The 24,649-nt window shown below is 69.0% G+C and carries 30 protein-coding genes; 12 read left to right on the forward strand and 18 right to left on the reverse strand.

Features of this window, described 5'->3' with window-relative positions; genetic code table 11:
• Nucleotides 1-71 precede the first annotated feature (71 nt).
• Both ABT324_RS00325 and ABT324_RS00330 read left to right on the forward strand, forming a co-directional pair.
• Nucleotides 72-548: a MarR family winged helix-turn-helix transcriptional regulator gene (locus ABT324_RS00325; RefSeq protein WP_351169117.1), complete on the forward strand. Its 477-nt coding sequence runs from the start codon at nucleotides 72-74 to the stop codon at nucleotides 546-548.
• Nucleotides 545-964 carry an organic hydroperoxide resistance protein gene (locus ABT324_RS00330; protein WP_351169120.1) on the forward strand — a complete coding sequence of 140 codons (420 nt, stop codon included), beginning with the start codon at nucleotides 545-547 and terminating at the stop codon, nucleotides 962-964. Before ABT324_RS00325 ends, ABT324_RS00330 begins: the two co-directional genes overlap by 4 nt.
• 2 nt (nucleotides 965-966) lie before the next feature.
• On the opposite strand, the gene ABT324_RS00335 is transcribed toward ABT324_RS00330, so the two are convergent.
• The 3 genes from ABT324_RS00335 to ABT324_RS00345 form a co-directional block, all read right to left on the reverse strand.
• Nucleotides 967-1,299 carry a DUF202 domain-containing protein gene (locus ABT324_RS00335; RefSeq protein WP_351169122.1) on the reverse strand — a complete coding sequence of 111 codons (333 nt, stop codon included), beginning with the start codon at nucleotides 1,297-1,299 and terminating at the stop codon, nucleotides 967-969.
• Between the two features lie 2 nt (nucleotides 1,300-1,301).
• Entirely contained in the window at nucleotides 1,302-1,694 is a 393-nt protein-coding gene (locus ABT324_RS00340) for a YidH family protein (RefSeq protein ID WP_351169125.1), read from the reverse strand.
• Between the two features lie 74 nt (nucleotides 1,695-1,768).
• On the reverse strand, nucleotides 1,769-2,179 hold the full coding sequence (locus ABT324_RS00345; protein WP_351169128.1) for an SSI family serine proteinase inhibitor: 411 nt from the start codon (nucleotides 2,177-2,179) through the stop codon (nucleotides 1,769-1,771).
• 298 nt (nucleotides 2,180-2,477) lie between these two features.
• On the opposite strand from ABT324_RS00345, the gene ABT324_RS00350 reads away from it, so the two are divergent.
• A complete protein-coding gene (locus tag ABT324_RS00350; RefSeq protein WP_351169131.1) occupies nucleotides 2,478-3,794 on the forward strand; it encodes an MFS transporter in 1,317 nt (438 codons plus the stop codon).
• 346 nt (nucleotides 3,795-4,140) lie between these two features.
• Here ABT324_RS00350 and ABT324_RS00355 read toward each other — a convergent pair whose 3' ends face one another.
• Both ABT324_RS00355 and ABT324_RS00360 read right to left on the reverse strand, forming a co-directional pair.
• Nucleotides 4,141-5,847 (reverse strand): AMP-dependent synthetase/ligase, encoded by a 1,707-nt coding sequence (locus ABT324_RS00355; protein WP_351169134.1) that lies wholly within the window; start codon nucleotides 5,845-5,847, stop codon nucleotides 4,141-4,143.
• A gap of 115 nt (nucleotides 5,848-5,962) precedes the next feature.
• Nucleotides 5,963-6,679 carry a MerR family transcriptional regulator gene (locus ABT324_RS00360; RefSeq protein WP_351169137.1) on the reverse strand — a complete coding sequence of 239 codons (717 nt, stop codon included), beginning with the start codon at nucleotides 6,677-6,679 and terminating at the stop codon, nucleotides 5,963-5,965.
• Nucleotides 6,680-6,783: 104 nt separating this feature from the next.
• Between ABT324_RS00360 and ABT324_RS00365 the strand changes: the two genes are divergently transcribed.
• Entirely contained in the window at nucleotides 6,784-6,930 is a 147-nt protein-coding gene (locus ABT324_RS00365) for a hypothetical protein (protein ID WP_351169140.1), read from the forward strand.
• A gap of 66 nt (nucleotides 6,931-6,996) precedes the next feature.
• On the opposite strand, the gene ABT324_RS00370 is transcribed toward ABT324_RS00365, so the two are convergent.
• Together ABT324_RS00370 and ABT324_RS00375 are read right to left on the reverse strand one after the other, a co-directional pair.
• The gene (locus ABT324_RS00370; protein ID WP_502949662.1) at nucleotides 6,997-7,197 is read right to left on the reverse strand and encodes a DUF397 domain-containing protein; all 201 of its coding nucleotides are present in this window, start codon (nucleotides 7,195-7,197) and stop codon (nucleotides 6,997-6,999) included.
• Complete coding sequence (locus tag ABT324_RS00375; protein WP_351169143.1) at nucleotides 7,194-8,051, reverse strand: helix-turn-helix domain-containing protein; 858 nt, start codon at nucleotides 8,049-8,051, stop codon at nucleotides 7,194-7,196. The genes ABT324_RS00370 and ABT324_RS00375 overlap by 4 nt, the downstream gene beginning before the upstream one ends.
• A gap of 173 nt (nucleotides 8,052-8,224) precedes the next feature.
• On the opposite strand from ABT324_RS00375, the gene ABT324_RS00380 reads away from it, so the two are divergent.
• From ABT324_RS00380 to ABT324_RS00395, 4 genes are all read left to right on the forward strand, one after another.
• Complete coding sequence (locus ABT324_RS00380; protein ID WP_351169146.1) at nucleotides 8,225-8,461, forward strand: HC3 family zinc finger protein; 237 nt, start codon at nucleotides 8,225-8,227, stop codon at nucleotides 8,459-8,461.
• Nucleotides 8,458-8,685, forward strand: a complete 228-nt coding sequence (locus ABT324_RS00385) for a hypothetical protein (protein WP_351169149.1) — start codon at nucleotides 8,458-8,460, stop codon at nucleotides 8,683-8,685. The genes ABT324_RS00380 and ABT324_RS00385 overlap by 4 nt, the downstream gene beginning before the upstream one ends.
• The gene (locus ABT324_RS00390; RefSeq protein WP_351169152.1) at nucleotides 8,682-9,020 is read left to right on the forward strand and encodes a hypothetical protein; all 339 of its coding nucleotides are present in this window, start codon (nucleotides 8,682-8,684) and stop codon (nucleotides 9,018-9,020) included. The genes ABT324_RS00385 and ABT324_RS00390 overlap by 4 nt, the downstream gene beginning before the upstream one ends.
• Nucleotides 9,021-9,141: 121 nt before the next feature.
• Nucleotides 9,142-9,384, forward strand: coding sequence for a hypothetical protein (locus ABT324_RS00395; RefSeq protein WP_351169155.1), 243 nt, complete (start codon nucleotides 9,142-9,144; stop codon nucleotides 9,382-9,384).
• Between the two features lie 73 nt (nucleotides 9,385-9,457).
• Here the strand turns inward: ABT324_RS00395 and ABT324_RS00400 are convergent, their stop codons facing one another.
• The 4 genes from ABT324_RS00400 to ABT324_RS00415 all read right to left on the reverse strand — a co-directional run bounded on the left by ABT324_RS00400 (nucleotide 9,458) and on the right by ABT324_RS00415 (nucleotide 12,769).
• A complete protein-coding gene (locus tag ABT324_RS00400; RefSeq protein ID WP_351169158.1) occupies nucleotides 9,458-10,729 on the reverse strand; it encodes a hypothetical protein in 1,272 nt (423 codons plus the stop codon).
• 87 nt (nucleotides 10,730-10,816) lie between these two features.
• Complete coding sequence (locus ABT324_RS00405; RefSeq protein WP_351169161.1) at nucleotides 10,817-11,392, reverse strand: DUF3558 family protein; 576 nt, start codon at nucleotides 11,390-11,392, stop codon at nucleotides 10,817-10,819.
• Nucleotides 11,393-11,394: 2 nt separating this feature from the next.
• Nucleotides 11,395-11,799 (reverse strand): hypothetical protein, encoded by a 405-nt coding sequence (locus ABT324_RS00410; protein ID WP_351169164.1) that lies wholly within the window; start codon nucleotides 11,797-11,799, stop codon nucleotides 11,395-11,397.
• A 127-nt stretch (nucleotides 11,800-11,926) separates the two neighbouring features.
• Nucleotides 11,927-12,769 (reverse strand): ESX secretion-associated protein EspG, encoded by an 843-nt coding sequence (locus tag ABT324_RS00415; RefSeq protein WP_351169167.1) that lies wholly within the window; start codon nucleotides 12,767-12,769, stop codon nucleotides 11,927-11,929.
• Nucleotides 12,770-13,067: 298 nt separating this feature from the next.
• Here ABT324_RS00415 and ABT324_RS00420 point away from each other — a divergent pair, with 298 nt between their 5' ends.
• The 4 genes from ABT324_RS00420 (at nucleotide 13,068) to ABT324_RS00435 (ending at nucleotide 15,298) form a co-directional block, all read left to right on the forward strand.
• Nucleotides 13,068-13,379: a WXG100 family type VII secretion target gene (locus tag ABT324_RS00420; protein WP_351169170.1), complete on the forward strand. Its 312-nt coding sequence runs from the start codon at nucleotides 13,068-13,070 to the stop codon at nucleotides 13,377-13,379.
• 2 nt (nucleotides 13,380-13,381) lie between these two features.
• Complete coding sequence (locus tag ABT324_RS00425) at nucleotides 13,382-14,389, forward strand: WXG100 family type VII secretion target (protein ID WP_351169172.1); 1,008 nt, start codon at nucleotides 13,382-13,384, stop codon at nucleotides 14,387-14,389.
• Nucleotides 14,390-14,432: 43 nt separating this feature from the next.
• A complete protein-coding gene (locus tag ABT324_RS00430) occupies nucleotides 14,433-14,705 on the forward strand; it encodes a hypothetical protein (protein WP_351169175.1) in 273 nt (90 codons plus the stop codon).
• A gap of 119 nt (nucleotides 14,706-14,824) precedes the next feature.
• Nucleotides 14,825-15,298 (forward strand): hypothetical protein, encoded by a 474-nt coding sequence (locus ABT324_RS00435; protein WP_351169178.1) that lies wholly within the window; start codon nucleotides 14,825-14,827, stop codon nucleotides 15,296-15,298.
• A 68-nt stretch (nucleotides 15,299-15,366) separates the two neighbouring features.
• On the opposite strand, the gene ABT324_RS00440 is transcribed toward ABT324_RS00435, so the two are convergent.
• From ABT324_RS00440 to ABT324_RS00470, 7 genes are read right to left on the reverse strand one after another with little or no spacing between them, the layout of a single operon-like run.
• Nucleotides 15,367-15,642 (reverse strand): hypothetical protein, encoded by a 276-nt coding sequence (locus ABT324_RS00440; protein WP_351169181.1) that lies wholly within the window; start codon nucleotides 15,640-15,642, stop codon nucleotides 15,367-15,369.
• On the reverse strand, nucleotides 15,639-16,634 hold the full coding sequence (locus tag ABT324_RS00445) for a peptidoglycan recognition protein family protein (protein ID WP_351169184.1): 996 nt from the start codon (nucleotides 16,632-16,634) through the stop codon (nucleotides 15,639-15,641). The genes ABT324_RS00440 and ABT324_RS00445 overlap by 4 nt, the downstream gene beginning before the upstream one ends.
• A 2-nt stretch (nucleotides 16,635-16,636) precedes the next feature.
• Nucleotides 16,637-16,921, reverse strand: a complete 285-nt coding sequence (locus tag ABT324_RS00450; protein ID WP_351169187.1) for a hypothetical protein — start codon at nucleotides 16,919-16,921, stop codon at nucleotides 16,637-16,639.
• 55 nt (nucleotides 16,922-16,976) lie between these two features.
• A complete protein-coding gene (locus ABT324_RS00455) occupies nucleotides 16,977-17,651 on the reverse strand; it encodes a hypothetical protein (RefSeq protein WP_351169190.1) in 675 nt (224 codons plus the stop codon).
• Between the two features lie 15 nt (nucleotides 17,652-17,666).
• Nucleotides 17,667-20,120, reverse strand: coding sequence for a hypothetical protein (locus tag ABT324_RS00460; RefSeq protein ID WP_351169193.1), 2,454 nt, complete (start codon nucleotides 20,118-20,120; stop codon nucleotides 17,667-17,669).
• A gap of 2 nt (nucleotides 20,121-20,122) precedes the next feature.
• Nucleotides 20,123-20,965, reverse strand: coding sequence for a phage head spike fiber domain-containing protein (locus tag ABT324_RS00465; RefSeq protein ID WP_351169196.1), 843 nt, complete (start codon nucleotides 20,963-20,965; stop codon nucleotides 20,123-20,125).
• Between the two features lie 2 nt (nucleotides 20,966-20,967).
• Nucleotides 20,968-24,648, reverse strand: a complete 3,681-nt coding sequence (locus ABT324_RS00470; protein ID WP_351169199.1) for a phage tail tape measure protein — start codon at nucleotides 24,646-24,648, stop codon at nucleotides 20,968-20,970.
• Between the last annotated feature and the right edge of the window lies 1 nt (nucleotide 24,649).

The following is a 24,649-nucleotide window of genomic DNA, read 5'->3' on the forward strand; positions in this document are numbered from 1 at the left end:
AGTGCCCCACGCCAGGTCAGCTGCGTCCAATTAAGTTGTGCGCAATTCAATCTTGCGCTATAGTTTCGGGTATGGCTGACCCGGAGGCGCGGTTGACGTTGGACCGCCAGTTGTGCTTCGCGCTCTACAGCGCTTCGCGCGCTTTCACCAACCTGTACCGGCCGTTCCTGGGGGAGCTCGGGCTCACCTACCCGCAGTACCTGGTGATGTTGGTGCTCTGGGAACGCCGGTCGCTCGCCGTCAAGGAGCTCGGCGCAGCGCTGCGGCTGGACTCCGGCACGTTGTCGCCGCTGCTGAAGCGGTTGGAGGCGCGGGGGTTGGTCGTGCGGGAGCGCAGCTCGGACGACGAGCGGTCCGTGTTCGTCGCGTTGACCGACGACGGGCGTGATCTGCAGGAGCGCGCCCGGGAGATCCCGGGGCAGATGCTGGCCGCGACCGGTCTCGAGATCGACGGTGTGGTCGAGCTGCGATCCACGTTGGAGCAGTTGACCGCCGCGCTGGACGCGGCGGCGGAAGCGCAGGCCGAATCGAAGGAGCGGGAACGATGACAGTCCTCTACACGGCGGAAGCGACGGCCACCGGTGCTGGGCGCGACGGACGCACCCAGTCCTCGGACGGTGTTCTCGACCTGGACTTGGCCGTGCCGAAGGAGTTGGGCGGCCCGGGCGGCGCCGCGACCAACCCCGAGCAGCTGTTCGCCGCCGGGTACGCGGCGTGCTTCCACAGCGCGTTGCAGCTCGTGGCGCGCCGCGCCAAGGTCGACATCACAGGTTCGCGGGTGACCGCCCAGGTCGGTATCGGACCCAACGGCACCGGCGGTTACGGGCTCAGCGTCGGCATGGTCGTCGACCTGCCCGGGGTGCCGGAGGAGCAGGCACGGGAGCTGACCGCGGCGGCCGACGAGGTCTGCCCGTACTCGAACGCGGTTCGCGGCAACGTCGACATCGACCTGCGGGTGGCCTGAACTCAGGTGAACAGGACGTAGACCAGCCCGGCGCACCCTGCCAGCGCCGACAGCGCGGACGCCGCCGCTGGCAGGGCGGCGCCGGGGAGGGGCGCTCGTTGGTGCAGGCGGCTTTCGCTGTGGAGGTGGCGGCGCCAGACCAGCCAGCTGATGGCGAGGCCGAGTGGCAGCGTCAGCACCGCGCAGATCACCGCGGCCACGGTGTTCTCGTGCCCGATGAGGCGCAGCAGCACCAGCAGCCCCACGACGAACGCGAGTGTCGTTCGCAACCATGCCAGGGTGGTGCGCTCGATCTGCAGGCCCGGATCCCACGGGCCGTCGGGCCGCTCCGACATGCTCAGATCCCGGTGGCGAACAGCAGGACGCAGGCAGCCACCCCGATCACGCCCAAGCCGTACCCGAGCACCGGGGCCAGGCGCGGCGCGGGTAGCGGACGGCCACGCCGCAACGCGCGCTCAGTGGTCATCCAACGGGTGAAAGCCGTTGCGCTGCACAGCACTCCGGCGAGCAGCAGTGCCACCGCCAGCGCTGTCCGGAGTGGATTCGGGTGGCCGGTGACCGCGTTGAGCGCTTCGATCCCAACACCGCCCGCCATCAGGGCGAGCGCGGTGCGGATCCAGGCCAGGAAGGTCCGCTCGTTGGCGAGGGTGAACCGGGGGTCGGGTTCCTCACCCTGCGCGTAGAGCTGCTTGGGCCAGCGCGGATCGCTTTCTTCCTGGTCGGTTGCCATGCGCCCACGGTAACCCGGCTGCGGAGGGTGACCGAGGCGTCGGGCCCCGCACCACGCGGGGCCCGACGCGCTGGTCAGAAGGCGAACACCTTGCCGGTGGAGGCCTCCGCGACGCACTTGTTCGAGTAGGTCTTCTCGAACGTGACCGGCCGACCCTGCCAGTAGCCGCGCGCGCTGTAGGTCACCGGCTGGTGGATGAGGGTGCACATGGCCTGCCCCTCGCTGAGCGCGCTGAGGTCGCCGTCGACAGCGGAGAGCGTCTGGCACGCCGAGGCGGCGTGCGGGTGCGAGCCACCCACCGGATGACAGCTGAGCACCACGGTCCGCGGCAACTCGCCTCGGTTGTCGTTGCTGACGCTCAGGTTCAGCCTGCTCCAGTTCACGTCGGCGTCGGGTTCCGCGCTGGCCAGCGCCGGGACGAGTGCGGTGCCCGCGAGGGTCGCTGCGGCGAGGAAGATGCGGCCGGTGAGCCGTGTTGCAACCATCTCGTCAATCCTCCTGGGTTTGGAGAGACATTCCGCTTCTCTTTATCGCCGCGGTTCCTCGAAGCGCCGCACTTCGCGGCCCTGGACCACCGGAAAGAGGTTCACCTGAGCAGGTTTGCTGCACGGGCGGTCACCAAGGAGGACATGTCGATCGGAGGCGCAGTCGCTCGTCCGAGGGGCGCTGCGCGAAATGGCGGTGGACCTTTCGCTGATCACTGGTCATTGTGATGCCGGACCCGGCGCGTCGCGCGTGGCGGCGAAGATCCCCGGGGCGCCTTCGCGACGGACAGGAGACCAGATGGCATCGGCACCCGCGGGCCCGGACCGCGTCGCGGTGCGCAAGGCCGCGTTCGCCAGCGCGGTGGGCAACACGATCGAGCTCTACGACTTCCTGATCTACGGCACCGCAGCGGCCGTGGTGTTCAACGAGTTGTTCTTCCCCTCCAGCGACCCGTGGGTGGGGGCGCTGCTGGCGTTCGCCACGTTCGGCGCCGGGTTCCTCGCCCGGCCGCTGGGAGCTGCGGTCATCGGGCACTTCGGTGACGTGGTGGGCCGCAAGCGGATGCTGGTCATCACGTTGAGCGTGACCGGCGTGTGCACCGCGCTGATCGGTCTGCTGCCCACCTACCAGCAGGTCGGGGTGTGGGCGCCGCTGCTGCTGGTGACGTTGCGCCTGGTGCAGGGCTTCTTCCTCGGCGGGGAGCAGGGCGGTGCGGTGCTGATGGCGGTCGAGCACGCACCGCCGCACCGGCATGGCTGGTACGGCGGGTGGACCTTCCTCGGATCCCCGACCGGCATGTTCCTGGCCACCGGCGCGTTCGCGGGGGCCACCGCGATCTCCGGGGACCAGTTCCTCACCTGGGGGTGGCGCGTGCCGTTCCTGGTGAGCCTGGTGCTGGTCGGGGTCGGCCTGTACGTGCGGCTGCGGCTGGCCGAGAGCCCGGAGTTCGCGAAGATCCGGCAGCGCGGCGAGCGCGCCCGGCTGCCGGTCGCCGAGGCGTTCGCGCGGTCCTGGCGGCAGATCCTGCTGTCGGCCGGGGTGAACCTGGGCTTCAACACCTTCATCTTCATCCTGACCACGTTCCTGCTGACCTACGGCACCGCGGAGCTGGGCGCGACCCGCGACCTGATGCTGCTGGGCAGCCTGTGCGGGTCGGCGGCGCAGATCGCCGGGATCCTGCTGTTCTCCCACCTCTCGGACCGCCTCGGCCGCACCCAGGTGATGCTCGGCGGCGGGGTGTTCCTCGCGGTGTACGCGTTCCCGATGTTCTGGCTGCTGGACACCGCCAACCCGGCGCTGATCGTGCTGGCCATGACCCTGGGCTACGCCGGATCGGCAGCGGTGTTCGGACCGATGGCGGCGTTCTGCGCCGAGCTGTTCGCCACCAAGGTCCGCTACACCGGCGTGTCCCTGGGCTACCAGAGCGGCTCGGTGCTCGGCGGCGGGCTGTCGCCGGTGGTGGCGACGGCGCTGCTCACCCTCTCCGGCGGGGCGTCCTGGCCCATCGCCGCCTACCTGGTCGGTGGTGCGCTGGTGACGGTGGTCTGCCTGGTGATCACCGGCGAACCCACCAGGTGGGCGAAGTCCGAGGAGACCGAGCCCGCTCAGGCGTGAGCGTCCCGGGGCGGAGCAGCCCCGCTTCCGGGGCGTGCCGGGCGCCGCGGTGAAGTGCTGCGAACGTGCCGGGTCCGGCGTGACGGTGGTTGGTTGGAGAAGCATCGAGGTTCTACCGAGTTCACGCGGGCCGCGCCCCTTCCGCCCGTGCGGCCCGCACCGCAGCCGGAGATCGGCGATGCCCGCACGCGCAGTCGGTGACAGGAAGGTTCCCATCCTCGCGTCAGCACGCACCCTGCTGGCAGGAAGGTTCCCTTGCTCGCATCAGCACGTGCGTGGGTGGCAGGAAGGTTCCCTTGCTCGCATCAGCACGCACCCGGCTGACAGGAAGGTTCCCTTCCTCGCGTCAGGCGCTGTAGAGCTGGTCGAGGATGTCGGAGTACCTCTCGTGGATCACGCGGCGCTTGAGCTTCAGCGTCGGCGTCAGCTCACCGCCTTCGACGCCCCACGAGTGGGCGAGCACGCGGTACCGCTTGACCTGTTCTGGCCGGTTCAGGCGGGCGTTGGCCGCCGCGACCGCGGCGGCCACTTCGGACTGGACCGCCGGGTGCTCGGCCAGCTCGCGCAGCGAGCCGGAGGTGATGCCGCGTTCCCGCGCCCACTTCGGGGCCGCATCCTCGTCGAGGACCAGCAGCGCGACCAGGTAGGGACGGCGGTCGCCGAACACCAGGGCGTGGCCGAGCAACGGGTGGGCCCGCAGCGCGTTCTCCACCAGGGTGGGGGCGATGTTCTTGCCGCCGTCGGTGATGATCAGTTCCTTCTTGCGGTCGGTGATGGTCAGGTAGCCGTCGGCGTCGACGGTCCCGACATCGCCGGTGCGCAGCCACCCGTCGGCGTCGGTCGCCGGGCGGATCGCACCGTCCGGTTCGAGGTAACCCGCGCACACCAGCGGGCCGCGCACCAGCACCTCGCCGTCTTCGCTGGTCCGCACCTCCACGCCGGGCACCGGGCGGCCCACCGTTCCGGGTCGGTTCGCCCCCGCTCGGTTGGTGGTCGCGCAGCCGGTCGTCTCGGTCATGCCCCACAGCTCGAAGATGTCCACGCCGATGGTGCTGAACAGCGCCACGAGCTCGCGGTCGATCGGGGCTGCGCCACTGGCGGGCCAGACGGCCCGGTCCAGGCCGAGCCGGGACCGCAGCCGCCGCGACGCCTGTGGCGTGAGCTGGTCGGCCGGGATGCCCCGGAGCGCGGCGCCGAGCTTCTCCCAGACCCTCGGGACGGCGAAGAACAGCGACGGCCGGGCGCGGGCCAGCACCGCGGGCAGCTGCGCCTGGTCGGCGCAGAAGTGCACGTGGGCGACGTCGTGCAGGGCTGCGTAGATCCCCACCATCCGCTCGGCGATGTGCGCCAGCGGCAGGTAGCTGATCCGCGGCGCGTGCCGCTCGGCCTGCGTGGCCTGGTGCAGGGAGGCGGCTGCGAAGCAGATGTTGCGGTGGGTCAGTACCACGCCTTTCTGCTCGCCGGTGGTGCCGGAGGTGTAGAGGATCGTGGCGGGGTCGGCTGGGCCGATCGCCGTCGACGCCCGCTGCACCAGGTCGGGATCCTCCCGCAGCCGCTGCTGGCCGAGCGCCCGCAACCTTGCCAAGGTCCGGAACCGCTCGTCCGCCGAGATCATCGCCTGCTCGTCGAGCACCACGACGTGCTCCACGGCCGAGGCGTTGCGCAGCACCTTCGACCAGCGGCGCAGCTGGTCAGGACCGTCGAGCACCACGACCTTGGTGCGGCTGTGGTGGGCGGCGTAGTGCACCTGGTCCTGACTGAGCGTGGGGTACAGGGTGCTGGGTACCGCACCCAGGTGGGCGGCCGCGACGTCGATGAGCCAGTGCTCGACGCGGTTCGGCGCCATGATCAGCACCGCCTGGCCGCGTTGCAGGCCGAGCGTGGCGAGCCCGGCGGCCAGCACCTGCACCTCCTGCCACGCCTGCTCCCAGGTCAGCGTAAGGTCGCCGTCGGTCAGCGCGGGCTGCTGCGGGAATTCCGCGACGTTGCGCGAGAACAGTTGCAGGACTGTTGTCTCCAGCGCGGCGTCCGCCCACGCTTCCGACCCGGTCATCGCGGCTGAGCTCCCCTCGACGTGCCCAGGACGACGTGATTGCCGTCACGCGATGAAACCGCACCGCATGCCAGGTTGGCCAGCACCGGGGCGCGCAATCGCCCGCCAGGCCGAATCAGACGTGGTCGCGGATGACGTCGTTGACCGCCCGTTGGAACCCGTTGACCAGCACCTGGATGGTCAGCGGCCGCAGCTGGTCGGTGGCCGCGCGGACCCGGTCCCGCTCGTCCTGCGGGCGGCCGCGCTCGACGTAGGGGCGCAGGACGTTCGCGGCGAACAGCTCGCGCAGCTCGGCGGCGATCTGCGCGGTGTGCTGCTCGACGATCGCCTTGGCCTGCACCAGCATCTCCGACGGCAGGTCCAGGTCGAGGATCTGCAGCCCGACGCCGAGCATCGCCGGGCTGGGCACCCGCAGCTTGGTGGACCCCGGGATCCGCTGCAGGATGTCGAGGTCGACCAGCCGGTCGATCAGCTCGTCGTCCAGGTGCCGCCCGGTGCGGCGGTCCAGCTCGTGGCGGTCGAGGTCCTCGGCGTGCTCGTCGGTCCACGGCGCGATGAGCGCGCGCTGTAGCGCGAGTTCGTCCGGCGAGGCGTCCTCGGGCAGGCGGGTCAGGTGGCGCTCGATCGCCGACAGGGTGAACCCGAGCGCCTGCAGTTCCCGGATCAGGTCGAGCCGGGCGAGGTGGTCGCCGCCGTAGAGGCCGAGCCGCCCGCGCAGCCGGGGCGGCGGCAGCAGACCGCGCGAGGAATAGAACCGCACGGTCCGCACGGTGACTCCGGCGCGGGCGGCCAGTTCGTCGATGGTGAGCTCTTCGTCCGCAGTTCGGAGCATGCCGCAACGGTACTCCGTCACCGCTGTAACACCAACGCTGTCGCATACAAAGTGGTCTTGACCTGCCAATTGGCCCCCACTTATGGGGCAGATATGGGGCAAACGTGCACTACCAGCAGCTGAGCAGGTCTCCAGTCGCCTGCATCAAGTCCTACCGCCTTGGTGATCCGGTGACCGCTCAGATCCGGATCACGGCCGACTCGCCAGATGAAGCCGCGGCGATCCAGGCCGCGTTGGAGCTCGAACGCTGACCGCGGAGCCGGAACGGAGAAGCCCCCGGCAGCAGGGATGCCGGGGGCTGCTTGCTGAGTAGCGGCTCAGCTGTCGAACTTGTCCGCCTTGACCGCCGCGACGAACGCGGCCCACTGGCGTGCGGTGGTGGTGAAGTACCCGGCGGCGCGGTCCTTGGTGTCGCGCACCGCGGCGCCATCGCCGATGCGGCCGACTTCGACGCAGTTGGTCTCCTGGTTGCTGCGGCTGGACTTGCGCCAGCCGACAGGGTGCTGCGATATCGTCACGGTGTCGTCTCCTTGGCGTTAATGACGTCGGTGATGAGCTCGGCGGATGCGGCCGGGCTCATCGCCACCCGTTCGATATCTTCTCGCGCCGTGACGAAGGCGCTTACGTCCCCCTCGTCGCGGAGAAACGCGCTTGACCTGTGGTGCTCAAGGTGCACCACAGGCGCGGCCTTCGCGAATTCGAGCAGGACGAACGGGCCCGCGTGCGCTGGCGTCCAGCCCGCGGACTGCGGGATAACGCGGATGTCTACGTTGTCGCGTTCGCCCATTTCCAGCAGGAACTGAAGTTGCTCCTGCATCACGTCGCTGCCGCCGATTGACTGGTTCAGTGCGGCTTCGAGCATGATTGCGGTGAACCTGATCGGTAACTTCTTGCGGGTGATCACCTCGCGGCGGCCGAGTCGCATCATGACGAGCTTGTCGGTCTCGCCGTTCGGCATGCCGGTGCTCATGATCGCGCGGGCGTACTCGGCGGTCTGTAGTAGTCCAGGAACAACGATCGGCGAGACATCGGTGATCGCCGTCGCGATGCGCTCGAACTCCAGTAGCGCCGCCAGCTGGTCGGCCTCGCCAGCCGGGCCGACCGACACCGTGTTCGCTGGTTCCGAGACCGCATCTCGCGCCAGCTGCATTAGCCGTTCGCGTGAGGCGGTGGTCAGCCCGAGCACGGCACACACTGCGGCGACGGACTCGGTCGATGGCACCCGTTCGCCACGTTCCCAGCGGACAACAACGGAATGCGACACGTCCAGCTGAGCCGCAAGCTTCCGCAACCCGAGACCGGTTTTCTCGCGGGCGTCACGTAGTTCTGCACCGAGAACGTAGGCACGAGGTGCAGGCGTGGTCTCGCTCATGCACCAAACCCTAGTGCACCGGACCGTGCGCAGTGATCAGCCGTTTAGGCGATTGCCCGAGTGGTCCCGAGACCGAGACTATTGGTCTCGATCAATACGAGACCACGAGACCAGGGGGCTGTGATGCACTGTACTGGCCGGGAGTCGAACGTCACACCGCGGATGGTGGCGTGATGTACCGCCCGCATCCGTTCCACTGGGTGCCAGCTGATGGCCAGCGGCACGCGAGCGCTGATCCACATCCACCAGGTGCGTCGATCTACCCGGACGGCACCGAGGTCGAGACGTTGTGCGGGCAGAAGCTCGTCGCTTCGGCCAGCGACACGACGTGGCTGTGGGGGACGTGCCCGGTGTGCGGTGTGGCGGCGCGGCGGCGTGCGGGGCTGCCGCCGGTGGCGGGTGCGCGATGATCCCGCCGCAGGACCGGAAGAAGTTCGCGGGGCTCGCGGCGACGATCCGCGGGGCGATCCTGGCGCTCGGGTATTCGGTCCAGGACATCGAGGCGGGCCGCTGGAGCCCGTCCGAGTTGGAGAGCCTGGCTACGGCGATGGACAAGCTCGCGGAGCAGCTGCGCGCGGGCGCAGAGGTCGAGAGCGACCTGGTGGTCATCGACTCGGTGAGGGCCGACCGGTGATCGCCGCAGCGATCGCGGCGGGGCTGCTGGTGCTCGGTGGGCTGGCGTTGGGGGCGATGTTCTACTTCGCCCCGGCCCGCCACGCCGGGGGCGGCGAGGGAGCGTTGACGGTCGCCTACCTGGCGGCGCGGGTGGAAGCGGAGAGCCGCAGCGGCGGTCGGCACCGGCTGCGCGAGCCTGTGGTGCTGCGCGGGGATCTGGCCGAGGCGCTGGCCGTCGAGGAAACCCGCCTGCTGCCGTTGGCCTCCACCGGTCTCCCCACTGGCGACGAAGGGGCGTTCGCCAGGCATCCCGGCGTGCTGCGGCGAGTCCTCGTCGGCTTGCAGAACCTGTAGACCCGGCCCGGTGCCGTGCTTCCCCGACCGGCACCGAGTCGCCCGGCTGGTCGGTGCGTCGCCCCTCGATGAACCGACCGGCCGGTTCCAGTTTTCCGCCTCGAAACTTGGAGACCGCGTCATGGCAGATGATCAGCCCACCGAGGACGTTCCTACTGGGTACTGGGTCGCGTTCGGATACCAGAACCATGTCCTGCCCGTGCCCGCCGACGATGCGCCGCGGGCTGGGACGAAGGTGGCGGCGTTGTGCGGCGTGCTCGTCCCGGCCGGTGAGGAGTCCGAACGCGACGACCGGCCGGTGTGCGCGTGGTGCTCCGGCGAGGTGCGGGCCGGGAACGTTCGCCTCGTGCCGTCACCCAGCTGAAACAGGAGCTGGCCGCGGGATTCTCGGAGGGGGAGCCGAGAATCCCGCGGCCAGCAGATGGGGCAGTGCGGTGTTACTTCTTCTCCGGTGGTCGAGGCGGCAGGCCGGAGTCGTTGCCCCAGTCGCCGAACACCGGGGGCGCGGTCTTGGGCAGGCCGAGGTCCTCGAACAGCTCGGAGTTCTCCACGACGTACTTGTTCTCGTGGTCCTTGTCCTCTTCACCCTCGCCCCGGCCGCGCCCGCCAGCACCGGCCACGCCGCCGGGCCCGCCCGGGCCGCCGCGTGCCGCGGTGCCACCGGCAGCGGTGGCGCTACCTGTGGTGCCGGGCACGCCGGTGCCGGACCGTCCACTACCGCCGAGCGCACCGGCACCGGGGCCGCCGCCGCGAACACCGGCACCGGGCCCGGGCGTGGCGCCCCGTCCTGTGCCGGTTCCCACGCCGGTGCCGGTTCGGCCGCCGGTTCCCGGTGCTGGCGTGCCGGTGCCCGAGCCGCTGGGCGGGATCACGGCTCCACCGACCAGCCCCCCGCCACCAGGTGCGGGGACCGGGGCCGCGGTGCCCGGCAACGGAGCCCCACCGGCGGTTGCTGGCGGAGTCGTCCAAGACGAACTGGACTCGGCCGGGGCCTGCGGCGACGGACTCGTCGAGGACTGGCCCGACGGTGTCGGTGCCGACGGAGTCGGCGTGGTCGAGGTGTGCGGGACCGACGACTGGCTGCCGGTCGTGGTGCTGCCGCTGGGCGTGCTCGAAGTGGTGCTGGTCGAGGTGTAGCTGGTGCTGGGATCGACCTTGTTCACCGGCGTGGTCGACGCCGCACTCACATCTCCGGCGAACGTGGGCGGCGGCGGGAACTGCTGAATCCCGTTGACCCGCTCGTTGGTGGCCTGGGTGTAGGACTCGTACTGCTGCCGCGCCTGCGCCTCGATCTGATCGTGCTTCTCCTCGTGCGCGGCGCGCACACCCGACTTGAACCCGTAGGAGACGGGGTTGACGTAGTCGGTCCAGCCGATGTTGTCCGGCGGCACCTGGTACGGCGGCGGGAACGCATTCTTGAAATCCGCCGAGCCCTGCGCCTGCTGCTGCACCGCCGCACCGGACTGCGCCGCGACCTCGATCGCACCCCGAGTCGCCTGCGACAACGGCGTCACGGCCTCCCGGGCCTGATCGCCCGCGCCGCCCTGCATCATGACCTCGGAGTCCTTGAGCACCCGAGCCAACGCCGCATCCGCCTCGGAGAAGGCCGTGCTCACCTGCTCTTTCCAGTTCGCGGCAGCCTGCGACGCCGCCGCAACACCCGGCCCGGACTCCACCTCGCCGTAGACCTTCGGATGATCAAACGCCATCTGCGCTTGCCCCGATATCTCACGCTTACCGAACAGCCAGTCAAACGCCCCCATGAGCCCTCCCACAGCTCTCTACCGAAACCGACCTCACGCAGGTGGAAGGTTCTCGATCACCATTCCCGCGATTCTGTCAGCAGCCGCGCACGCGTCAGAAAACTCCGGATTGCTCCGCCCGTCGGTGCCCACGCTGAAGTCGACATAGAACAACTCAGTATCCGATGTGCCTACGTACGTACCGCACGAACCACTGGTGGCCCCAACATGAACCGCTGGATAGCCCGAGACCTCAGCTGTCGGCTCACCATCAGCCACGATCTTCGCCGTGTACCGCAAACCCTGCCCCTGGATGGTGTCAGGCGAAACGGTCACGGTTAGTTGCTGGCTCTGCCAAGTGCATTCGGACTGTTTCCACTGCGATTCACCTGGCTTGGGTTCACCGCCTGCTCCCAGCTCTTGAAGCTGTTGCTGGGTCAGCAGTTGGCAGGGATCGCTGATCGCCTTGAGGTTCTTGGGCTGTTCGATATGGAACGGGTCGGTCGCCGCCGACGTGGTCTCGCCTCCGGTAGTGGGCTCAGGCACTCCTGGTGTGGAGTTGGCGCATCCCGCCAAGCCGAGGATGAGCATGCCCGCTGCGGCGGTGAGGGTGGTGCGCGTGGTGTTCACGGTCAGGCCATCCGATTTTCTTCGTCGATGCGCTGGTGGTCCTCGATCGCTTTCTGAACGGCAGCTTTAAAACCGTCGATCCAGTCGATCATGCCCTGCGCAGTGTCGTACAGGCAGCCTTCACCGCCCTGCGCCCGTTCGTTGATTTTCTTGAACGCGGCGACCGTCACATCGTCAGCGAATGGCGGTATCACGTTCGAAAGCTGCCTCGCTACCTTCTGGGCCTCGACGTACTTGGCCCGGACTTCGTCGAGTCCGGCCAGAACCTTCGGCAGCTGGTCGGGCTGGATCTCGAAGGTCTGGTGGCCGTTCACGGTGCCCGCCGCGATCATCGCCGCGCCAGTGACTGGGTTGAACGGCGTCATCGCCATCCCGACGGCCTGCATGACTCCGGCTGGCTCGCTCACACCTGCTGTCCTCCTGCTGATCGTCCGTCCGGCCGTGATCCTGGCACAGCCGCTCACGTTCGTGGGCAAAGTCAGGTAGAACTACCCAAACCGCCCTGCCTATGTTTCCGCTCGCCGGAGCGCGTGGCTATCGCTGCTGGTCGCGGACGTTCTGCCGGAGGTCGTCGCGGTAGGACCGCAGCGCGCCGACCAGCGTCTTGGCGTCTGCTGGAGTGAGCAGGGTGTTCTCCCCCAGCGGGGGCTGGGTGATCCGGGCGACCCTGCCCGTGGGGCTGTGGTGGGTCACGATCGGCCACCGAGCAAGGTGGCTGCGACCTCCGGCATCGCGGATGCCGACGTTGAACTGGCCGATCACCCGGTCCGTCATCCTCGCGAGCTTGCCGACCGCCCTGGCGTCGTCAGGGCGGATCCCGGCCTGGCCGAGTTCGTAGGCGATCCAGTCGCCCTGGTCGGCCTGGTGGTTCTCCGCCTCCGCGCTGGCAGCGGCCAGGATGCTCGTGGGCACCGTGATGCCCCGCCCCGCGGCGGGTTCAGCGTCGGGCAGGCACGCCACGAGCGCCTGCTCGGCAGCGGCCGGGGCGACCTCGTCGATCCACACCCGCTCGCCGGTCAGGACGAACCGGAACGCCAGGTGGTTCACACTCACCATCACCCGCGTCTCGGGCTGGTCGGGTTCCGTGACGTACAGGTGCGCGAACGAGTGCCCGTGGACCAGGGCGGAGACGATCTCGTACCACTGATCGTTCAACCGGCCACTGCGGTCGATCCAGCCCTTGGCCCGCGCGCTGTCCTGCGCGGCCTCCAACGTCGCCCGCGGATCCTCGGGCTGCTCCAGTCCGGCGCGAGCCGCTGTGACGAACGCCGGTACCTCGAACCTGTGCTGCGCCTCGGCCGCCGACACCAGACCGGCGTCATGTCGGGCCTTCTCCGCCCGCACGATCGCGCCGAACTCCCAGAAACTGCACTCCACCCCAGACCCCTATGCGCTCCACATTGGACCGTTCGGACCGCTTGGCCGCACCGCAGCATATCGGCACCGAGCTCGCGGCATGACGGAAGCAACAACAGCGGAGACACTCTCACTCGAATGGTCTAGTCAACGCATTTCGGCTGCTACGGTCACCAAAACAGAGAAGACCGCGAAGTTGTGTGACAGCTCACACGGAGGGCAGGGCTGAGTGACCACACTTGTGGCCTGCCTGGTGGTTCTCTGGTTCGGTCGCCAGGCCGCTGCACGGTCAACGACTTCGAGAGGGGAACGATAGACAGTGGCAGGATTTGGGGTCAGCCGCGAAGATCTCGCCGCAGTGGGAAAAGAATTCCAGGCAAAGGTGGGGCCGCTTGAGGGCAAAGCCAACGATGTGGGCGGCAGTCAGGTATCTGGGGGAAATGTAGGGGAGCCGTTCCATTATGCGGGCGAGCAGTACCGCTCACTGATGAACGAGATCAGCAAGAGCGTTCGCGATTATGCGTTGCGTGTGGCGGGCATCGCGAACGCGCTGGGTGCTTCCGCGGATACGTACGGGTCGATCGACGCGGACAACGCTGCCAACGTTGGTTCCATCAAGGCTGGGGATTGAGCATGAGCGAGTGGGACGAAGTCAAAAAGGGGATCGATTTTCTGGGGCGCCTCAGCCCAGGCGCCGCCATGCGAGAGATGGGGGAAGTGGGCGCCAAGCTGGCACGTTCTGTCAGTGACTACGCGCAGCACGGCAAGGCGATCTATCAGGCCGTCGAGGGGGCCAAGGGCGAGCTGGCGCAGATGGCCAGCGCCGGAGCGAGCAAGTCGGACGACTTGCTGGTGATCGGTCTGCCGGGGCTCCGTTTCTTTGATGAATACCTTCCGTTGTACAACGATTGGAAGGGCGCCGGGCTCGATCTCGAACGCGACATCTACGGCAAGTACCGCAGGCTCTACGGCATCGACTTCGGAGCCTTCCACCGCGACATCGGAACACTGCAAGGCGCATGCGGCGCGATGCAGGACACCTACGCCGAGGTTGACACGGAGTTCCGCGGGTTGGTGGCAACCTGGAGCGGCGAGGCAGCCGTGGCCGCGACGAACCACATCTCGAAGTTCCTGGAAGCAGGCCACTCCTTCCAGGAAGGCGTCAACACGTTCGGCCGCAATGTCGAACATCATGTAACCGCGATGGAGTCCGTCGTCCGGCTCTGCGCCCAGTCCGCTCTTGAGCTGTTCAGTGTGGACTGCGGCGGCCAAATCCCGCCCTCGATCGAGCAGTACATCAAGATGGCACGGCGCCAATCTGGCGTCACTCTGAATGATACCGTTGGCGCCGTTTTGGACGGCTTCGGCGAGGCAATAAAGGGAAGTGTTGGCAAAGTCCCCATCGCAGGCGACATTCTCGATATCGGAATGGGTTTTCTGGAAGAGGCGGCAAACAAGGCAAAGAAGCTACTGGATAACGAGTTCGTCCCCGCTTTCGAGTCGAAGCTGAACAAGTTCAACGACGTCGTGTGCGGAAAGACCGAGCAGGACCTGCGGAGCCTTTGGGACGAGTTCATCGCCGCATCCGAGTGCGTACCGGGCAGCCCGTTCGCGGATGTTCCACCGCTGTTTTCGGCATGACGAAACGACAGACGAAGATGAATTGAAACAAGGGTGAGACAGCATGGATTCCTATGAATCCCGCGTGACGGCCATTGTCGACGCCGCTCATGAACGCGCCGCTCGGTTTGCCGCTGAACTGCGCGAAGAGGAACAAGCGTTTCGCGAGGCGGCAGTTCGTGATTCAGAGGAGCTGGAACAGGACCTGCAACGCGCCGTCGAGCGCAGTAGCCAGCCAGAGCAGCCGCAGGCAACGCTGGAACCAAGCCGCGGCGGCACCCCGTCGTGGGCCGACGACGACGATTTCTCCGACGAAACGTGGCTGGAGGATAATTAATGAGTAACCCGGGATCCTCCTACCCCGGTCAACCAAGCGGATCTCCTGTGCCCCCACCACCCGCCGCGGCGCCGCGGCGGCCCGCAGCACTGGAGGTGGTGACCTGGGCATGGGGTCTGGTGGCAGTCCTGCTGTGCGTCGGCATTTTCAGCACGCCCGGAGGCACAGCCTCCGATTACGCCATTGCCCTGGTGTTCGCTCTAGCGCTTGCCGCACTCATCGGATTCGGCTGCTGGAAACTCCGGGCAGGGGCAAACGGCTGGCGTGTGTTCTTCACGATCCTGTCGGCCATCACCGTCGCCACGCTCCCCTTTACCCTGGTCGATCACTCCCAGACTGTGGCGTACAAGACGGTCAGCGCTCTGATCGCCGCCTTGGCCATCGCAGGACTGGTGTTTTCCTGGCTTCCCACCTCGAACCGCTACTTCCACCACGCCGCAGAGCACCGGCGAGCAGTCAATGCCCAGCGGTACGCGGAGTTCGTTCGCGACAACCCGCCACCCGAAAGCGTGCGCTGGAAGATGCACCCCAACCAGCCGCCGATGCCGCCACCAGGGCCGCCAGGTCAGAACCAGCCACCCCACGGCGGCTAACACTCGTTCAGCTCGACCGGAATGCCGAAAACGCCCCGCACACCTCGGCAAGGTGCGCGGGGCGCCGATCATTCCCCGGACTGATTGCTGGCCGGTCCGTTGTAGTTTGGCGGGGTGTTGCTGCCGAGCAGGAGCCTGGTCAGCCACGCGGGCAAGTACTGCTCGACGGCGCGCAGTCCGGCGTAGATGGCGGCGAGCACGATCGGGACGACGAGCGTGGGCCCGGCGTCGCCGAGCGGCCCGGTGATCCAGGCCGGGGCGCCCGCGGTCACCAGGTAGGCGACCAGCGCGGACCAGGCGGCGGGCACGATGGTGCGCAGCCACGCGGTGAGCTGGTCGCTCATGCAGCGGCCTCCTGTCCGGCGAGGCGCTGCGCCAGCTCGGTGACGATCGCCTCGGCCTGGTCGGTGTTGTCCTCGCCGAGCGCGGCGTGCACGGCCTCGGCCACGACTGGCCCGACGATGTCGGCCAGCACCGGGCGCAGGGCGTCGGCGACTGCGGCCGGGTCGGCCTGCCCGGCAGCCTGGATCATCGCGGGCAGCTGGTAGATCACGCCGTCGATGTTGCGGATCGCGTCGACGGCGCTCACCTTCACCGTGGAGCCGGGCACCCGCGAGGTCTGCGGGGCGAGCAGGGCGTTGTGCAGGTCCACCAGCATCGCGACCACGGTGCGCGGGCCGATGGCGGTGCCCCACCCGGAGGGCTTGCCGTCGTTCCACGGGCCCATGAGCTCGGCGTCGATGCGGCGCAGGATCGCATCCTGTTCGGGGGTCAAGTCGTCCTCCTGGAGGTGGGCCGCCGCGACGTCGCGGCGGAACTGGTCGAGGTCGACGTGGCCGGGGTCGATCTTCCCGGTCACGGAGGTTTCGCGGTGGCCGCGCGCAGCGTCCGGCGGGCGTCCGAGGTGGTCGAGCACCGCCCGCGTCGCGCGGACCGCGGCGTCGTACTGCTCGGGCGACGGGCCTTGGTTCACGCCCTGGTAGTCCCACTCGAACCCGACGTAGAGCGTGTTCCCATCCCCACCGGGGTTCGGGCCGGACGCCTTCGCGCGACCGGCGTGGTTGGCGCGACCGGCCGCGACCAGGTGCACGGTGCCGTCGTAGCCGATCACCGCGTGGCACAGCGGCCCGGCGAGGTCCGGCCGCCCGCGGATGCACAGATCCACGGTCGGCGCGGGCCTGGAGTACGAGGCTGGGGTGGCCGTGTGGTGCTGGAGCACCCCGACCGGGCGCGGCTGCGCACCGCGGGCGGTGCGGGTGCGCCAGCCGGGGGTTTCGACGACGCGGAGCCCGGCGGCGCGCAGCACATCGGCCAGCCAGACGAGGGGCAAAGGCATGGTCAGCTCCCGATGGTCTGGGCGAGGCTGGGAATCCAGCCGAGCAGTGCGGCCAGGACGGCGATCCACAGCGCCCAGCGCTGCGAGCGGTCGCGGTCGCGGGCGGCCTGCATGGCGGTGAGGTCGGCCTCGATCTGGTCGAGGCGGTGCTCGGCGACGGCGACGCGGGGGCCGTGGGCGGCGACGTGAGCGCGCATCTCCGCGGCCAGCTCGGAGAGCTCGGTTCGGATGCCAGCCAGTTCGCGCTGGACGTAGTTCAGGGCGACGTCGGCGGGGGTTTCGGGCATGGGGGCACCAGGGTGTTTGACGGGGCGGTGGATTTCGGGGAAGACGACTTGCGGGTCAGAGCCGGGTGACGGTGAAGGTGCAGCCGCCGAAGTCGTTGGGGCGCAGGGGGCGGTCGGAGCCGGAGCCTTGCCAGACGAGAACGCGGATCAGGTCGTTGGTGGCGAGGTTGGCGACCACGCTGGTCGACAGGCCGTTGCCGACTCCGCCGGTGCTGAGCGTGCCCGGTTGCGAGAACGCGGCGAGCGAGCTGTTGAACACGTCGGTGGTGGAGTTCTTCACGATGTAGACGACCGTGTCACCGATCGTCGAGCCGCCGCCCTGCATGTTGACGTTCGCGGTCAGCAGGTAGTTGCCGGGGGCGGGGATCTGGATCGCGTCGCCGTTCTTCATCGACGGCTGCCCGCCGTCGACGACCTGCCAGGTCACGACCTTGTCCGTGCCTCCGGAGGCGATCTGCTGCACGGCGTTCTTCTTGAGGATGATCCAGGGCTTGCGCTCCAGCGCGTACACGCGGCCGTCGAGGTTGCCCGCCGCGGTTTCCAACGTCTGCACCCGTCCGCCGAGCGCGGTGTTGCCGGTGCTGGCGTTGGTGGTGCGCGCTTCCAGTGCGCCGATGCTGGCGGTGTTCGCGGCGATGCCGCTGGTGTTGGTGTTGACCTGGTTGATCAGCGGGTTCCAGTCGTCGGCGGCATCGACGACCCACCCGTTTTGACGGGTTGGCAGTGCCATCGCGGTTTCCCCTTGTTAGGCGAGGATGGTGGAGGTTCCCAGCACCCCGTAGACCGGGTCGCCGAGGATCCATTCGGCGGGCCGGTTGATCAGCTTCAGGGTGTAGGTGTCGGTCAGGCCGTCCGAGGACAGGCTGCGCCGGATACCGGTGACGACCGCGGTCAGCGATCCGCCGAGCGGTCCGGCGTCGGTGATCTCAAGGCAGTCGCCGAGCTGAACCCGCGGGTCGCCGGGCACCGTGATGTCCTCGACCAGCGGGATCGGGTTGCGCGCCATGTCCGCCAGCAGTTCACCGGCGATGTAGGTCATGGCGGCGTGCGACTGCGTCCAGTTGTTGGACGGCATGTCGTAGGGCTGGTAGCCGTTGAGCCCGATCGACTCTTCGTCGCGGACCTTGTAGTCGATCTCGGGCTGCTCCAGCAGGACCACGCCTGCGATGCGCAGTGTGTACTGCAGCCCGCGGCCGTCGCGTTGCGAGCCCGGCGGGTGGGCGGCGTCGATGACGCCGTTGGAGATCTGCACGGCGTAGGCGTTGCCCTGGTTGAAGATCGCGATGTAGAGCGTGTTCTGGTTGTCGATCCAGACATCGACGGTCGGTTTGGAGCCCGGCTCGGTGCCGTTGGCGGCGTGCACCGCGCACACTCCGTGCACGATGTCGTCTTTGCCGTCGCCCCACGTCGCCGCGGTGATGAACGGGATGGTGTTGCGGCCGATCGTGGTGGGCCACAGCATCGACCGGACCTCGGGCCAGATCGTGATGCTCGGGATCCCGTTCTTCGGCTGCGCAGTCAGGTCGTCGAGCTCGGCGTAGGTCGTCTGCACCGGCTCGCTGCCGCGCTTGTCCCACACCGTGGTGTCCTCGGAGGCGTCGAACACGGTCTTCGGGCCCACGGTGTAGGGCTTGACCGTGCCCCGGAGGACGTTGACGACGTTGTCCGTGGAGTCGGTGATGGTCAGCCCGCCGAACTGCGAGGCGTCAACCTTGCGGTCCGGTACTGTCTTGGCCTCCCGCGCCGACGCCAGGTTCCGGAACTGCACCACGCCGTGTTCGTCGATGAACAGTGACCCGAACTCGGTCTTGGCCAGCTCCTTGAGGATGTCCCACGACGGTTTCTCGATGAACTCCGGGACCGCCGAGAGCCGGTTGTGTGACTGGTCCAGGCGCGCGTTCGGCGTGAAGTCCGCAGGGAACGCGGTGACCATCGGCGTGGTGGTGGCGTAGGTCTGGATGTTGGTGACGGGCGTGAACGCCTGGCACTGCACCCACAACGGCCACTCGATGTAGGGGTACGGGGGGAATGGGGCTGCCGCGGTGTACGCCGGGTACGCCCCGGCCAAGGTCGTGCTCTGCCACTGGCCGCCGTCGAGCTGCAGCCGGAACACCACGCCGCTGCTGGTGAAGGTGCATTCGCCCTGCACCGTGTGCCACGCGCTGTCGGCGATGGTCGAGGGGTGGGTGAACGTCTTGTCGTAGGAGTTGGCGCCGTAGTAGTTCTGCAGCTGCAGCACCAGCTTCCCGGCGCTGTTCAGCCGTAGCGACAGCGCGCAGTTCTGGGTCGTCTCGTACCGGTCCGGGATGTCGATGCCGATCGGCTTGCCGTTGAGGTACTGCACGAGCAGGATCTCACCGGTCCCGGTGCGCTGGAACCGGAAGCCCAGCCCGACGGTGTTGCCGACGTTCGGCCGTGGGATGCGGTTGCCCGCGGTGTTGCCGGACGTGGAGAACTCCTGCCCCTGCGGGTCGAAGTACATCGGGACGTCGCCGCCGCCGGTCCACCGCCATTGGCCGGACGGGTTGTAGAACGTGCTCGGCGAGGCCAGCCCGACCTCGGGGCAGGTGCTGCCGTGCAACGTCGCCGAGTAGCAGGCGTCTGGGTGCGCGGCTGGCGTCTGGTAGTAGCCGTTGGCACGCAGCACGCGGTCCATCACCCAGTGTGCGGAGAACTTCTGCCCGGTGTCGGTGCCGCGCACATCTCCGAACGCGGGCAGCCACACCGGCCTCAGCAGGTCGTTGACCTCGTCGCAGATCACCGGGACCTCTTCGTGCTCGGCCGAGGTCGAGGCGATCCGGATGCGGCCGGTGAACTGCCGCAGCGCGCGGGGCCCGGACGGGGTGTGCACGACGATGGAGTACTGGACGGGGGTGTTGCGGATCGTCCGCCCGTACAGCGGCGATTCCGGGGCGTAGCGCGAGAAGATTACGTTCGCGGTCGGCTCGCCGGGCTCGCGGCGCCCCACCAGCGTCAGTTTCAGCTCGCTCGCGGCGGTGCCCTCCACGATCGTGGTCGACGGCGGCAGCGCGCCGGTCAGCGCCCGCTCGACACTGCCGGGAGCCACCAGCGCGGACAGGTCGCTGTAGGGGTGGGCGAACCGGCCGTCACGTTCCCAGTCGATGAGCAGCTGATGCTCGAAACTGCGGTGGTTGGCCAGGATCGCCGCGGCCAGCTCGGCGTCATCGGGGTACTGCACCCCTACACCTCCTGCAAGGTCAGGACCGCGTCGGTCATCGGGTAGTAGGGGCTGGTCTCCGTGAGCTGGTTGACCACGACCAGCGGACTGCCGCCGCCGAGGTCCCATTCGCTCGGCGCCGCAGCCGCCTCCAGCTGCCAGCCGGAGGTGCGCACCGCGCCAGTCCCGGCGGAGGCGGACAGCTGCGCCACCACGTAGGCGTCGTGGGCGGCGGCGGTGTGCTGCACGGCCACGCGCACCCAGCTGTCGCCAGCCGTCGAGGTACCGGTCACGGTCGCGGTGGGGTTCCCTGCGGCGTCGAAGATGGCCAGCTGCACCTGCACGGACCGGTCGGCGGTGCCGCGCACGTAGGCCGACAACACGACCTGTTCGCCCGGCAGTACGACACCGGCGCGCGCCGGGGACCGCTCGGTGAGCAGCCCGCCGCCCTCCGGCGGGGTCCATTCGAGGCTGCCGCCGCAGAGCCCCGCCAGCTCGGGCGCGGACTCGTCGGCCCGGCGTACCAAGCCGTCGCCGCGCAGTGGCAGCTGTCTGCGTGCCGGGGTCGCCCCGCACGTCGACACCGCCAGCGAGAGCCGGTTGGGCACCATCGGATCGAGCAGCCGCAGCTGCTCCGGGACAGCCCGGTGGTGCAGCGCCCGCAGCCATCGCAGCTCGTACCGATACCGCCAGTCCAACGCGAACTCGTAGGAGCGTGAGAACCCGAGGGTGTCCACGGTGGGTGTTCCGTCCACAGCGGTGTGGATCCCGCCGATGCGAGCCGACGAGCGGGGGATGCCCGCGCCCGGTACGGGCAGCTCGTGCAGCTGTCCGACCGGGCCGAGCCAGAACGCGTCAGTTCCCACCGCTACCTCCGTCGCGCATTCGATTTGCGGACCAGGCGGGCGAGCCCGTCGGCGTCCACCCTCATGTCGATCGCCATGCCGTCGAGCGCGGCCCGCATCGTGTCCAGCGACACGCTCGGCGCCCTGACAGGCGCGGCCTGCCCGGTGCTCGATGTCCGCAGCTGCGCGGCAATCCCGCCGTCGGCGTAGCGCCGCATCAGCTGATACCCCATCCGCCGGGCGGTCTCCTCCAGCAGCGCGGTGGAGCGCCGAGAGGCGTTGATCGGGATATAGGCCTCGTCGTCCCGGATCCGGTCGCCGACGATGCGCCACGTGTTCGGCGGCACGATGTCGGCGAGCCCGGCGCGCATCGGCGTCAGCCGGTGGATCCCACCGGCTGCGTAGGCGGTGGCGATCCCGCCGCGGGCGTAATCCAGCCCCTTGACCGGTCCGACGAAACCGGGGAACCGGCTGGTCATCTGGGCCCGCACCTGCAGGTACAAGGTGGTGTTCCTGTACCTGTCGATGAACCCGTTGAGCTGCCGAGCCGCCCCGGCGGTGTCGGCGACGATCTCGGTGCGCCCGTCTGGGAAGGTCGTCACCATGTAGCCGAGCTCGTTCAACCGGCGCACCGCTTCGGTGGTCACCGACTGCATGATGGTGATCTTCCGGTCCGGCACCGCATCGACCTTCGCCTTCAGCAGTACGGCTTCCTGCTGGGCGGCGTCCATTCCGGGCTGCGAAATCAGCGTCGCGACGTTGGCGGGGATCAGACCGTAGTGATCCGCCAGCAGATCGGCCTGCTCGCGGGTCAACCCCATCTGCACCGCCTGCGCGGTGAAGGCGTCCCGCGCCCGCTGCGCGGCTGCCCGTGCTTCTTCGGTTGCCTCCGGCAGCGTCTTGCCTGCGGCCAGTGCCGCGTCGCGTGTCGCCAACGCCATGTCGGCCATCGACTGCCGCTGCTCCAGCACGCTTTCGCGGAGACGACGCCCGTTCTCCGTGGTGGTGTTGATCGCCCCGTCCAGCCCCACCAGCGACGCCAAGCTGCCGCCTGCGGCTTGCCCGGCGGCCTCCATCGCCTTGCGAACCTGGTCGGTCGACTCGTTGAGCGCGGCCTGCGCGGCCTCGGTCGTCAACGCCTCGCCCGCCAGCGCTCCCAAGGCCTGGTCGAGGGCGCGCACTTTCTGATCGGCGTCCGAGGTGTTGTCGCTGAGCACGCCCATCGCCTCGGCGAACTCGCGGCCGGAATCCGACGCGGTCAGGACCATCGCCTTGGTCGACGACATCGCGGCCTCGAACGCGCGGTTCGCCTGCTCGGCCTCGCCGACCTGACCGGCAAAGGCGTTGAACTGCTCCTTCGCATGCTTGGCCGCCAGCCCGACCGAGTCGAGGCGTTCCTTGGAGGTGCCGCCGGTGTAGGGGTTGCGCTCGACCATCGTGTGCTGCTGGATCAGCGCGTCCAACGCCGCGTTGACCTGGTCGATCGCAACCCGCTCACCCATCAGCGCCCGAGTCCACGTGCCCTGGTCGACGCCGAGCTGCCGATAGCCCTCCAGCAGGTTGCCGGTGTTGCCCTCCAACTGCTGCTGCTGGGCGTCGAGCAGTCGCTGCGAACGGATCGATTCGGTCATGACGCCGTTGGACTCGCGCAGCGCTTGAGCGAGGTTCTGCACCTGCTGCTTGTGCTGCTCGGCCGCTTGCTCGGCCTTGGCCTGGCGGTCCGCCAGGAACCCGAGCCCCACCACTGCGGCACCGATCGCCAAGCCCCACGGGCCACCGAGCGCACCGACCAGTCCGCCGACCGCGGACCGCAGCCCGGAGCCGAGCGCTGCGGCGGTGCCCGCCGCAGCGCCGGTCAGCCGCGACAGCCCACCCTCTACGCGGCCGAGCGCCGTGGTCAACCCCGTGACCTGCCCTCCGATCCCGGCCGCGGCCTGCGACCACAGAATCTGCTGCCGCGCCCAGCCCTCGGCGGCGGTGGACGCGGTGCGGTAGGCGTCGGCCATGCGGCCGATCGCCGGGACGCGGGACTCCAGCGCGGCCATCGCCAGCCCGACGCGCCCGATGCTGGAGGACATGATCTGCGACGAGCCGGTCAGCAGCGCCTGCTGCAGACGGACCTCTTCCCCCATCGCCCGGAACGGCGCTGTCACCCGCTCGCGGACAGTGGCGCCAACGGCTTCGAGCTGCGGGCGGGCCAGGCGGAACGCCAGCATCGCCAGCACCGCGGTCTGCACCGGGCCCGGCAGGTCCGCGAAGCCCTGAACCAAGCTGCCCACGACCTGGCCGAGCGGCGCCAACAACTGCGTGACCGTTGAGGCCGCATCACCGGCAAGCTCGATACCGCCGACCAGCAGACCCGCGGCACCGCTGGTCGTGGCCAGCTCCGAGCCCACGTCGGCGATACCGTCGATGACCGGGGTGATCGCGTCCACCAGGTGCTCGGCGACCTCAGCAACGTCGCGCCACAGATCCATCGAGGCGATCGCGCCGACGATCTGCGGCCCGTACCGCCCCGCGGCATCTACCGCAGCCTGTAGGCCGTCGACGACCGACTGCCCGTAGCGGTCCATCGCCTCGGCGCTGCCGCGCACCAGGGCCTCGAGCGGGCCGTCGATGACGCCGTACACGCCGAGCGCGAAGGTCTCGAGCTGCGACTGCAGCCCGTCCATCGCGCCACCGAGTCCCTTGGTCTTGGCCGCGGCGAGATCCGCGGCCCCGCCCTGGCGGCGCACGGCGGTGGCCATGTCGTCGAACGCCTGCGCGCCGGAGTTCGCCAGAGCGTTGGCGGTCGTCATGCCCTCGTTGCCGAACGCGGTAGCGGCGGCGGACTGGAACTCCTGGTCCGTCATCCGGGCCTTGGCGGCGGCCAGCTGCGCGGTGATCTCCCGCAGCCCGACGAACCTTCCCTGCTGGTCGAACGCGGCCAGCCCGAGCTCATCCATAGCCTGCGCGGCCTGCTTGGACGGCGCCGACAGCGACGCCAGCACGCCCCGCAGCGACGTACCCGCCTGCTCGCCGAGGATGCCCTGATTGGACAGCAGGCCGATCGCGGTGGCGGTGTCGTTGATGTCGATCTGCAGCGACCGGGCGACCGGGCCGACGTACTTCAGGGCGTAGCCCACGTCGGTGATCGATCCGGCGGCGGCGTTGGCGACATTGGCGAGCACATCGGCGACGTGCCCGGCCTGGTCCGCCGCCAACCCGAACTGATTCAAGGCGGTGGCCTGGATCTCCGCGGCTTGCGCGGCGTCGACCTGCGCCGCCGCAGCGAGCTGCAGCGTGCCCTTGGCCGCGGTCATCGCCTCGTCGAGCGTCAGCCCGCCCTTGGCCAGCTCCACCATCGCAGCCGCGGCATCCGCGGCGGAGGTGGCAGGCAGGGTCAGGTCGGATCCGAGGTCGTTGGCAATGCGACCGACCCGCTGCATGTCCGCGCCGGTCGCGGTGGTCACGGCCTGCAGCTCGTTGAGGTTCGACTGGTACTCGTTGCCGAGCCGGATCACCTGCGTCAGTCCTGCGGCTGCGGCAGCCGTGCCAGCGACCAGGCCGAGCGACAAGCCGCGTCCCAGCGAGCGCGCCATGATGCCCGCGGTGTTGAGCGTGTGGCGGAAGTTCTCGGCCAGCTCCGGGGCTGCCTCGATCATCTCGGCCAGGGCGCGCAGCCCGGCGGCTTGCTGCTGGGCGAGCGTGGTGGTCGTGGTCATG

This window comes from Saccharopolyspora sp. NPDC000359, from assembly GCF_040300525.1.
GTDB lineage: Bacteria > Actinomycetota > Actinomycetes > Mycobacteriales > Pseudonocardiaceae > Saccharopolyspora.